The following is a 9,157-nucleotide window of genomic DNA, read 5'->3' as shown; positions in this document are numbered from 1 at the left end:
ATAATTCAAGTGAATTTGTTTGAAAGAAGAACTTTAAAAGCTTTATTTTCACCCGATAAAATACCCATAAAACAAGAGGAAGCTCAAATGAGCTTCCTCTTGTGAAAAATTGTGGGACAGCAATGCTCAAATGAGTCCTTTTTATTTGAGCAAAAGCCCTAAAATTCCTGCCTTTTTATTCAGCTCTGCTTAAGAGTTATACTGCACAATAAATAACTTTATTATTTTATTGATATGCAAAACAATCTTCCCGGCAGCAGCAATTTAAAATTTAAAGCATTGTGTATAACTTTGAATTTCTCTATGCTGGTTTGCACAGGCGTTTAGCTGTTTTAAGCAGCTTCAACGCTGGGGTTTGGTCTTATGGGGTGAGGAAATCCTGTTGTATACACAGCGCAGACAACCGGTGTGGTTCAGCTATCTGATGGCATTTGTCATGGGATGGAGCAGTCTTGTGCTGGCGGTTGTACAACCAGCGCATGCGGCCATGCAACTGTCCAACTCTGCCGCGATCACCAGTGCGAAATCATCCCTTTCATCACCTACACCTTGTCATGCTGAAAAGGCAGATTCTCCTGTAGAACAACATCACCCAAGCCATCATAGCACCAGTCCATCTGCACAGTTACCCGACTGCGAGCAGGTACATCATCCAGAGCAGCATTTAAACTGTCAGGATTGTCCACCCCTACATTGCCAGCCGGGTCTGAGCTATCTCAAGATTGCGCTCCCTGTGCTGGAACAGGCAAGCCCGACCTTTGAGTCTGAGCCGCACTTTCATCTCTATCATGCCCAGCATTTACCCGGCTACTGGCAGGAAATCCTGCGTCCACCGAAAACCTTATCCTGACTTTAAAAACTTTTCTTTTTTTATTGTTTTAAGGATAAATCATGTCAATTCAATTGCGTCAGGCCATCGTGCTTGGCTTATGTCTGTGCGCATCGTCCTGGGCGATGGCCGCAGTCCGGGAATATCATCTGTATATTGATGAGCAGCCGGTCAAGCTGACCGGAAAAACTGTCAAAAAAATAAGTGTGAATGGCCAATTCACAGCCCCCTTGCTTGAATTTGAGGAAGGTGATGAAGCGGTGATTCATGTGCATAACCAGCTTCAAAATCGCGATTCTTCCATTCACTGGCATGGTCTGTTATTACCGGGTGTAATGGATGGCGTGCCGGGCTTTAACGGCTTTCAGGGCATTGCGCCGAAGGGACATTTTACTTATCGCTTTCAGCTACGGCAGCAGGGCACCTACTGGTATCACGCCCATTCCAAAGGTCAGGAGCAGGATGGGCTATATGGCCCGCTAGTCATTTATCCCAAAGGCAAACAGCCTGTGGCTGCGCATGAGCAGGCCGAGCGGGATTATGTGGTGATGCTGTCCGATTTTCACGCATCTTCCAGCGACACGATTTTAAATAATCTGAAAAAGTCGGCCGAGTATTATCAGAACCAGCGTGAAACCCTGGCCGATGTGTTGCAGCAGGTGAAACAGCAGGGCCTGAAACAGACCTGGCAGCAACGTTCCATGTGGAACCAGATGCGTATGCTCAGAACCGATTTGTCGGATGTCACCGGTTATCAGTTTTTAATCAATGGCAAAACGCCGGAACAGGCCTGGACCGGACTGTTTCGACCAAATGAAAAAGTACGTTTACGTTTTATTAATGCCTCGGCCATGTCGTTTTTTGATGTGCGCATTCCGCAGCTCAAAATGACCGTCATCAGCGCTGATGGCCAGCCGGTCCAGCCGGTGCCTGTAGATGAGTTCCGAATCGGGACGGCTGAAACCTATGATGTACTGGTGGAACCAAAAGCCGGTCATTACCAGATTGAAGCAGAATCAATTGACCGTTCAGGCTTTGCCATTGGTAGTTTATTGCAACAGGGCATGCAACCACCGCCACTGCACATGCCAACCGCACGACCACGTGCGGTATTGACCATGGAAGATATGGGACATGCTGCTCATGGTGCAGAAAGTACTGCGCCACATGCGGTACATAGTGCGTCATCCACATCTTCGACCCTGCAGCATCCATCGATGACGCATGTTGCCATTAAAGAGACTGAATCTTTAACGGTAGCCGAAGATCATCCTGCAGTGCATTCATCGCATGCAACGCAGGCGCAGTCAAAATCTTCGGCCAGTTCGGTCCCTCAAGGTTGGGCCAATGCCTCAACACCCGCCGGACATAAAGCACTTCGCTATGCGGACTTAAAAGCCTTAAAGCCGCAGCCGGATACGCGCGCGCCGGTGCAAGAGCTGGTGATTCGTTTGGGCGGCACGATGGAACGTTATATCTGGACCATCAATGGCAAGAAATTTAGCGAGGCTGAACCGTTGCAGGTGGCCTATGGCGAACGGATTCGGCTGAAATTTATCAATGACAGCATGATGGCGCATCCGATGCATTTGCATGGCATGTTTATGCAGCTGGAAAATGGCCAGGCCGCTGCCGACCTGCCAAATAAACATACCCTGATTGTACCGCCTGGAAAAACCGTGAGCGCGTTATTGACCGCCGATGAGCTGGGGGAATGGGCAATCCATTGTCATCTGCTGTATCACATGAGTTCGGGCATGATGAATAAGTTAGTGGTGGCACAGGTGATGCCAGAGCAGACACAATTATTACCTGCAGCTCCATCTGCGCTGCCTGCTGCTGTTCAGTCTTCAGGAGACGCACATGCACATCACTAATTTTGCCCGTTTCAATCTGCTGGGAGCCATGCTGTTTGCGACACCGATGTTATCGGCGCAGACACAGCACCCATCTTCTCACGCTGCAGAACATGAAGTTGTACCGCAGACGTCAGTAAAATCTGTCGATATGCATGCACAACACGAGCAGATGATGCAGGCTGAACATCAGCAACATCAGCAACATCAGCAACATCAGCAACATCAGCAACATCAGCAACATCAGCAACATCAGCAACATCAGCAACATCAGCAACATCAGCAACATCAGCAACATCAGCTCATGAGCATGCCTCATCTGGTGGAGAAGGCTGCAACGGCAACAACGCATGATCACCGGCAGGAGCATGGCGGGCAGTGGTATCAGTCCAGTATGCTGGAATCAAAATGGATGCAGCATGCGGGTGGACGCGGAGTGTGGCAGTCCGAGCTGGAAAGCCGGGTCGGAACGGATGAACACAAGCTGTTTTTCAAACTGCATACCCAGCAGGCCGAGTCGCAACAAGCTGAATATGAGGCACAGGTTTTATATAGCCGGATGATTTCTGATTTTTGGGATATCCAGGCTGGTGTGGCCTATCAGGAGGATCAGACTTCGGCACAGCAATGGCGTGGTGTGGTTGGCCTGCATGGGCTAGCGCCGTATTTCTTTGAAACCGAGGCCTATCTGTCCCTTGCCGAAGATCAGCAGGTGCAGCTGAGTCTGGATACTGAGCGGGATTTTTTGCTGACCCAGAAACTGATTCTGGCGCCTTATTTGCAGGCCAAGCTGGTACTTTCAGATGAATCGGAACAGGCGCAGAAAACTGGTTTAAACCAGCTGCAGACCGGGCTTCAGATGCGTTATGAAATCAGCAAAAAAGTCATGCCGTTTGTAGATGTGGCCTATGGCTATCATAAAGGGCTGGCCCAGACAGCTGAGCAGGATGCGACGGAGTCGGAACAGGGCTGGCAATATGGTGCCGGATTACGGTTGAAGTTTTAAAGCATTTATCCATACACTGGATGGGCTTTGGTTCATCCTTTTGCTTGCTGGAGAAACGACGTATGCCCCAGCAAGCAATTTATTCACTCAAGTGAAAAAGTTTGAATCGCATTATCTGGGTTGTGATTTTCAGTCCCTCTTGAGCTGAAGCTTATTCCCCTCCAACGGTGTTCTACTGGCAGGCGGTGGATTTTTGCTATACTGATACCGTAATTCTGGAGGAACGACCTCCCTTAAAGGCGCTGTCTTTAAGAAAAATCGTCAGGACGGCCTGACCCTATCTGAATAATGGAGGAGGGCGTCATGGCCTGGATCGTATTAATTTTTGCCGGTATTTTTGAAATTGTCTGGGCTTATTTTATGAAGCTTTCAGACGGTTTTACCAAACTTACCCCGAGCATTCTGACCATTTTCTTTATGGTGCTCAGTTTTGGCCTGCTGGCCTATGCCATGCGTAGTTTGCCGCTGGGCACGGCCTATACCATCTGGACCGGAATTGGTGCGGTCGGTTCTTTTCTGGTGGGTATTTTTGTACTGGGCGAGCCGGCATCGGCCATGCGTATGCTGGCGGCAGTGTTAATTATTTCCGGTCTTGTGCTGATGAAACTTTCATCGGCATAATCAAGCTAGACTAAAACTGAACAGGAGAAGGAGATGAAACTTGCATTTATGTATATGCCTTCTCCGGTCGGGCGTTTAAAACTGGTGGCTACAGACAGCGCGCTGGTCGCTGTGATCTGGGACAATGAAAATCCCAAACGGGTCCGGCAGGCCGAGCTGGTAGAGCAGTTGGATCATCCGATTTTACTCGACGCACAACAACAGCTGAATGAATATTTTCAGGGCCAGCGCCAGACTTTTGAACTGCCTTTAGATTTTGAAGGCACAGAGTTTCAGAAAAAAGTCTGGCAGGCGTTGCTGAATATTCCTTTTGGCGAAACCCGAAGCTACCGGCAAATCGCCGAGCAGGTCGGCAGTCCCAAAGCGGTACGGGCCGTCGGTGCGGCCAATGGCCAAAATCCAATTTCAATTATTGCACCCTGTCATCGGGTGATTGGCAGCGGCGGTAAACTGGTTGGCTTTGCCGGCGGATTAGACAATAAAGAGATTCTGTTAAAACTGGAACAACAACAAAAATAAATATAGATATTTTATGGTGTTGCATCGCTTAGTGCAGGCCAATAAACAGCTTAAATCAGTAAGCATCCGTTGATTAAAAAAATAGATCACTATCCAGATTGAACATCTTCAGGTAGATGGGATCTTTCTGTATCCACCTGATAATGAAGATTAAACCAGCATTATCATTCCTGAATGGAACGCCGTTTTATGTTAGATTTGGGCCAAGATCATCACTATTAAAATAAAACCGCAATGCATGATGTAAATATTTTGCGTATGTTGATTTCACAGCTGTGGTGGCTGTTGCTGATTCTGCTGGGCTTGAGCCTGCTGCGGGTGTTTCTGCCGGATTTAAAAGGCAAAATTGGGGAGTGGGCTGTTCTGCGACAGGCCAAGCAACATCTGGATGAGCGTTATATTTTACTTAATGATTTGACCTTGCCCGATCAGGATGGTGGCACCACACAAATTGATCATGTGCTATTAAGTCCTTTTGGCGTCTTTGTGATAGAAAGCAAAAACTATAAGGGCTGGATTTTTGGCAGTGCGCGGCAAAAAATGTGGACCCAGAAAATTTATAAAAAGAGTTATAAATTCCAGAATCCCTTGCATCAGAATTACAAACATACTCAGGTGTTGAGTCATTTGCTGGCTGATCTGCTGGAGCCGGAACATTTACATTCAATAGTGGTATTTATGCCGGGCTGCGAATTTAAAACAGAGATGCCAAAGCAGGTATTTCAAGGGACAGGCTGGGTAAATTACGTACAGGAGTTCCAGACCGAAGTCATCTCCGCCATGCGCTTAAAACGTTTGCAATTACGACTGGAAAAAGAAGTACTGGACCCGTCCTGGCAAACCCGGCGCGCGCATGTGGCGCAGCTTAAATCCAGACATCATCAAGACTGAACCCAAGTATCGTGTTGAGCTGAGTCGTCTACGCTTACCAAACTCTCCTGAACTGTTGAATAAGCACTATATTTTTCTGGCTCTCAGCTTGCTAGATTGGTGGATATTAGCCAATTTTTGCCAGATGTTCAGGCCGGAACAGGAGCGTTCACGATGTCAGAGCCGTATCTACCGTATACCCCGCAGGTTGAACAGGAACAGCCGAATGAAAGCCGCTTGATTGAAGATATTATCGAGCATATGGCCCAAGCCCGACAACAGGTGTTTGACAAGCATCGCCATGCAGTCCGCGATGCGCATGCCAAATCACATGCATTTCTGAAAGGTATTTTGACCGTGCCGGTGTTGCCGCCGCATTTGGCGCAGGGAATTTTTGCCGAGCCAGGACATTATGATGTGATGGTGCGTTTATCGGCTGCGCCGGGAGATTTACGCAGTGACCAGGTGCCAGTACCGCATGGCTTTGCCTTAAAAATCCTGAATGTGCCGGGCGCACGCTTACTGGCCGATGATCCGAGTGATGGTAAAAACCAGGATATTCTGATGGTGAATATTCCGGTGCTGGCCTTTGGCACGCTGCGTAAATACCAGCAGATGCTGCCCCTGGTGACACGCGCGGAACAGGCGCCCGATCCGATGTTAAAAGGCATGCGCAGTATGGCGCGCAGTTTAAATACACTGGTGGATAAAGCCGGTTTAGAAGTACCGGTAACTTTAAAAGGCTGGGCGCGCAGTCAGAACCATATTCTCGGTGAAACCTATCACACCATGGCTGCACTGCGTTATGGCGACTATATGGCAAAACTCAGTGTGACGCCGGAATCGACTTCGGTACGCCAGCTGACCAATATCCCGATGCAGATTAGTCATGACTCCAGCATCCGGGATCTGGTCCGCGATTTCTTTAAGCACCATAGCGCCGATTATGTATTGCGTGCGCAATTGTGTACCAGTCTGGAACGGATGCCCATTGAAGATGCCTCGGTGTTATGGCCGGAAGAAGAATCTGCGCATCAGACCATTGGTACCTTACATTTTCCCAAACAGGACAGCTATAGTCCGGAGCGGCGGGTTTATGCCGATGATGTGTTGTCGTTTAACCCGTGGCATGGCGTGCAGGCGCATCAACCTTTGGGTTCGATTATGCGGGTACGTAAACAGGCTTATGAACGTTCCGCCTCGTTCCGGCACCGGATGAATACCCAGCCGCGAGCCGAACCGCAGCAGCTGGATGATATGCCGGATTAAAGGGCTTCAGATTCAGGTCGAAAAAATACCTGCCATGGGGCAGGTATTTTTTATAGCAGGTATTTTTTATATTAAGGATTAAAAGCGTTTTGGAATCTTCTGACCATTCGGTACCGGACTTTCTGCCTGTTTTAGTACCCCAAACAGCCAGGTTTCAGCATAATTCACAGCGGCTTGCAGTTCATCACCTAGTGCTAAACGGCCGGCAATAAAGCTGGCCAGCGAGCAGCCCGAACCGTGGTATTCGCCTTCTAAACGCGGGCAACGGGTTTCTGAAATCAGTTCACCATCTATATATAAAGCATTGCGGATGTGATCCGGGGTATCTTCATGGCCGCCTTTAACCAAAACCGCCTTGGCACCCATCGCAAACAGTTTCTGGGTGGCCAGTTCCAGATCATCTTCACCGGTCAGGGCACGCAGTTCTACCGTATTCGGGGTCAGTAAGGTTGCCAGTGGAATCAGCTCGACAAAGGCCTTGACCAAAGTCGCCTGATCACCCAGAGAGCCACCGCTGTTGGCGACCAGAACCGGGTCCAGCACATAGTAATAGTCCGGATGTTCTCTCAAGAAATCTGCCAGCGCTGCAATATTGTCGGTGGTGCCGAGCATTCCCGATTTAACACAGCGAATTGGCAGATCGTTCACCACGGCATTGGCCTGGGCCAGTAGCAATGCTTTGGAAGTGGCTTCAAAGCCAAACACCTGCTGCGAGTTTTGCACCGTGAGGGCGGTACAGGCAATGGCCGCATGTGCGCCACTTTGACCAATCGCTTCAATATCAGCCTGTAAGCCCGCGCCCCCAGAGGGATCTAAACCAGAAAAGCAAAGTACCGTTGGACGCACATCCATATCCTTCAATCATGAATTTACGTTAGTATAGGCAACTTTGAATCAAGTCTCGAGTGTATTTCACGGTCGAAGGGGGAGAAAAATTCATGATTAAACATCTGCTGATTGATTTGGATGGCACCCTGACCGATCCAAAAGTGGGTATTACCACCTCGGCGCGTTATGGACTGGCAAAAATTGGTCATCCACTACCAGAATCTGAAAATATTGACTGGATTATTGGTCCGCCACTGAAAGCTTCACTGGCAAAAATTTTACAGGTTGAACCGAATGATGTGCTGGCGGAACAGGCACTGATGGGTTATCGCGAGCGTTTTGCCGTGACCGGTTTATATGAAAATAAGGTTTATCCGACTGTGGCGGAAACCTTGCAAACCTTGAAACTCCAGGGCTATCAGCTGTTTTTAGCCACGGCCAAGCCGACCATTTATGCACGGCAGATTCTGGAGCATTTTGAGCTGGAACAGTATTTTACCGGCATTTATGGCAGCGAGCTGAATGGTGATCGGACCCATAAAGATGAATTAATTGCCTATATTCTGGAGCAGGAACAGCTGCAGGCCAGCCAATGTCTTATGGTCGGCGACCGGGAATATGATGTGCTGGGGGCGCGACATAACGGCATCGAAGCGGTCGCGGTCGAATATGGTTATGGCACGATGCAAGAGCTGGATCATGCTGCACCAAAAGCCCGTATTCAGCAGTTTTCCCAGTTGCCGAATGTGGTGGCTGACTTAAATAGTGCATTGGCATCCTGTCAGGCTTAATATAAAAAATCCATTCGGCTGATGCTGTATTCATCAGTCGGTGGATGAATTTCCCATGTGTCTGATCACATAGACGGGTCCGGGTAACTCGCTAAAACATCAGCCTTCAATATTTAAATACAGGCTTTCTTTGACTTCTTCCATTACCACATAACTGTGCGAAGAGGCTGAGGCTGGCAGTTTTTTCAGTAAATCGCCAAGTAAACGCCGGTAGGCGCTCATTTCTTTGAGCCGTGCTTTAACCAGATAATCAAACTCGCCGGAAATCAGATGACACTCGAGCACTTCCGGAATATCCACCAGATCTCGCGCCACCTGATCAAACACATCGCCCGATTTGGCCGACAGTTTAATCTCCAGAAATACCAGCAGTTTCTTGTCCACCAGTTCAGGATTCAGGCGGGCATAATAGCCCATAATAATGCCATCGCGTTCCAGCCGTTTAACCCGTTCCGAGCAGGGCGTGGTGGATAAATTGACCTTGGCCGCCAGCTCACTAATCGCAATCCGGCCATTGTTTTGCAGGATGTCCAAAATCATGCGATCAATCCGGTCTAATTTACGCATC

Annotated in this window: 10 protein-coding genes; 8 read left to right on the top strand and 2 right to left on the bottom strand. The window is 48.7% G+C overall.

What is annotated here, in order from left to right:
* The first annotated feature begins 382 nt into the window (after positions 1 to 382).
* The 7 genes from FTT68_RS12655 (at position 383) to FTT68_RS12625 (ending at position 6,970) form a co-directional block, all read left to right on the top strand.
* Entirely contained in the window at positions 383 to 850 is a 468-nt protein-coding gene (locus FTT68_RS12655) for a hypothetical protein (RefSeq protein ID WP_180056333.1), read from the top strand.
* A 41-nt stretch (positions 851 to 891) separates the two neighbouring features.
* Positions 892 to 2,706 carry a copper resistance system multicopper oxidase gene (locus tag FTT68_RS12650; protein ID WP_180056343.1) on the top strand — a complete coding sequence of 605 codons (1,815 nt, stop codon included), beginning with the start codon at positions 892 to 894 and terminating at the stop codon, positions 2,704 to 2,706.
* A 283-nt stretch (positions 2,707 to 2,989) separates the two neighbouring features.
* Positions 2,990 to 3,691 carry a copper resistance protein B gene (locus tag FTT68_RS12645; protein ID WP_373685563.1) on the top strand — a complete coding sequence of 234 codons (702 nt, stop codon included), beginning with the start codon at positions 2,990 to 2,992 and terminating at the stop codon, positions 3,689 to 3,691.
* A gap of 303 nt (positions 3,692 to 3,994) precedes the next feature.
* Entirely contained in the window at positions 3,995 to 4,312 is a 318-nt protein-coding gene (gene sugE, locus FTT68_RS12640; RefSeq protein ID WP_005179881.1) for a quaternary ammonium compound efflux SMR transporter SugE, read from the top strand.
* Between the two features lie 33 nt (positions 4,313 to 4,345).
* Positions 4,346 to 4,831, top strand: a complete 486-nt coding sequence (locus FTT68_RS12635) for a methylated-DNA--[protein]-cysteine S-methyltransferase (protein WP_005179878.1) — start codon at positions 4,346 to 4,348, stop codon at positions 4,829 to 4,831.
* A 234-nt stretch (positions 4,832 to 5,065) separates the two neighbouring features.
* Complete coding sequence (locus FTT68_RS12630; RefSeq protein WP_180056346.1) at positions 5,066 to 5,722, top strand: nuclease-related domain-containing protein; 657 nt, start codon at positions 5,066 to 5,068, stop codon at positions 5,720 to 5,722.
* Positions 5,723 to 5,875: 153 nt separating this feature from the next.
* A complete protein-coding gene (locus FTT68_RS12625; protein ID WP_127798794.1) occupies positions 5,876 to 6,970 on the top strand; it encodes a catalase family protein in 1,095 nt (364 codons plus the stop codon).
* Positions 6,971 to 7,048: 78 nt separating this feature from the next.
* On the opposite strand, the gene FTT68_RS12620 is transcribed toward FTT68_RS12625, so the two are convergent.
* Positions 7,049 to 7,816, bottom strand: a complete 768-nt coding sequence (locus tag FTT68_RS12620; RefSeq protein WP_016659477.1) for a hydroxymethylpyrimidine/phosphomethylpyrimidine kinase — start codon at positions 7,814 to 7,816, stop codon at positions 7,049 to 7,051.
* A gap of 92 nt (positions 7,817 to 7,908) precedes the next feature.
* On the opposite strand from FTT68_RS12620, the gene FTT68_RS12615 reads away from it, so the two are divergent.
* Positions 7,909 to 8,589 carry an HAD-IA family hydrolase gene (locus tag FTT68_RS12615; RefSeq protein ID WP_045795528.1) on the top strand — a complete coding sequence of 227 codons (681 nt, stop codon included), beginning with the start codon at positions 7,909 to 7,911 and terminating at the stop codon, positions 8,587 to 8,589.
* 99 nt (positions 8,590 to 8,688) lie between these two features.
* Here the strand turns inward: FTT68_RS12615 and FTT68_RS12610 are convergent, their stop codons facing one another.
* Complete coding sequence (locus FTT68_RS12610; RefSeq protein WP_005179867.1) at positions 8,689 to 9,156, bottom strand: Lrp/AsnC ligand binding domain-containing protein; 468 nt, start codon at positions 9,154 to 9,156, stop codon at positions 8,689 to 8,691.
* Position 9,157: the final 1 nt, after the last annotated feature.

Source organism: Acinetobacter sp. Q85-2 (genome assembly GCF_013420555.1).
GTDB lineage: Bacteria > Pseudomonadota > Gammaproteobacteria > Pseudomonadales > Moraxellaceae > Acinetobacter > Acinetobacter indicus.
Note: the sequence above shows the minus strand (reverse complement) of the source record. Positions and strands in the feature narration are given on the sequence as shown.

Bases quoted from the DNA above. Each gene is read 5' to 3' on its own strand.
- FTT68_RS12650 (WP_180056343.1), top strand. From the start codon at position 892: ATGTCAATTCAATTGCGTCAGGCCATCGTGCTTGGCTTATGTCTGTGC.
- FTT68_RS12645 (WP_373685563.1), top strand. From the start codon at position 2,990: ATGAGCATGCCTCATCTGGTGGAGAAGGCTGCAACGGCAACAACGCAT.
- sugE (WP_005179881.1), top strand. From the start codon at position 3,995: ATGGCCTGGATCGTATTAATTTTTGCCGGTATTTTTGAAATTGTCTGG.
- FTT68_RS12635 (WP_005179878.1), top strand. From the start codon at position 4,346: ATGAAACTTGCATTTATGTATATGCCTTCTCCGGTCGGGCGTTTAAAA.
- FTT68_RS12630 (WP_180056346.1), top strand. From the start codon at position 5,066: ATGCATGATGTAAATATTTTGCGTATGTTGATTTCACAGCTGTGGTGG.
- FTT68_RS12625 (WP_127798794.1), top strand. From the start codon at position 5,876: ATGTCAGAGCCGTATCTACCGTATACCCCGCAGGTTGAACAGGAACAG.
- FTT68_RS12615 (WP_045795528.1), top strand. From the start codon at position 7,909: ATGATTAAACATCTGCTGATTGATTTGGATGGCACCCTGACCGATCCA.
- FTT68_RS12610 (WP_005179867.1), bottom strand. From the start codon at position 9,156: ATGCGTAAATTAGACCGGATTGATCGCATGATTTTGGACATCCTGCAA.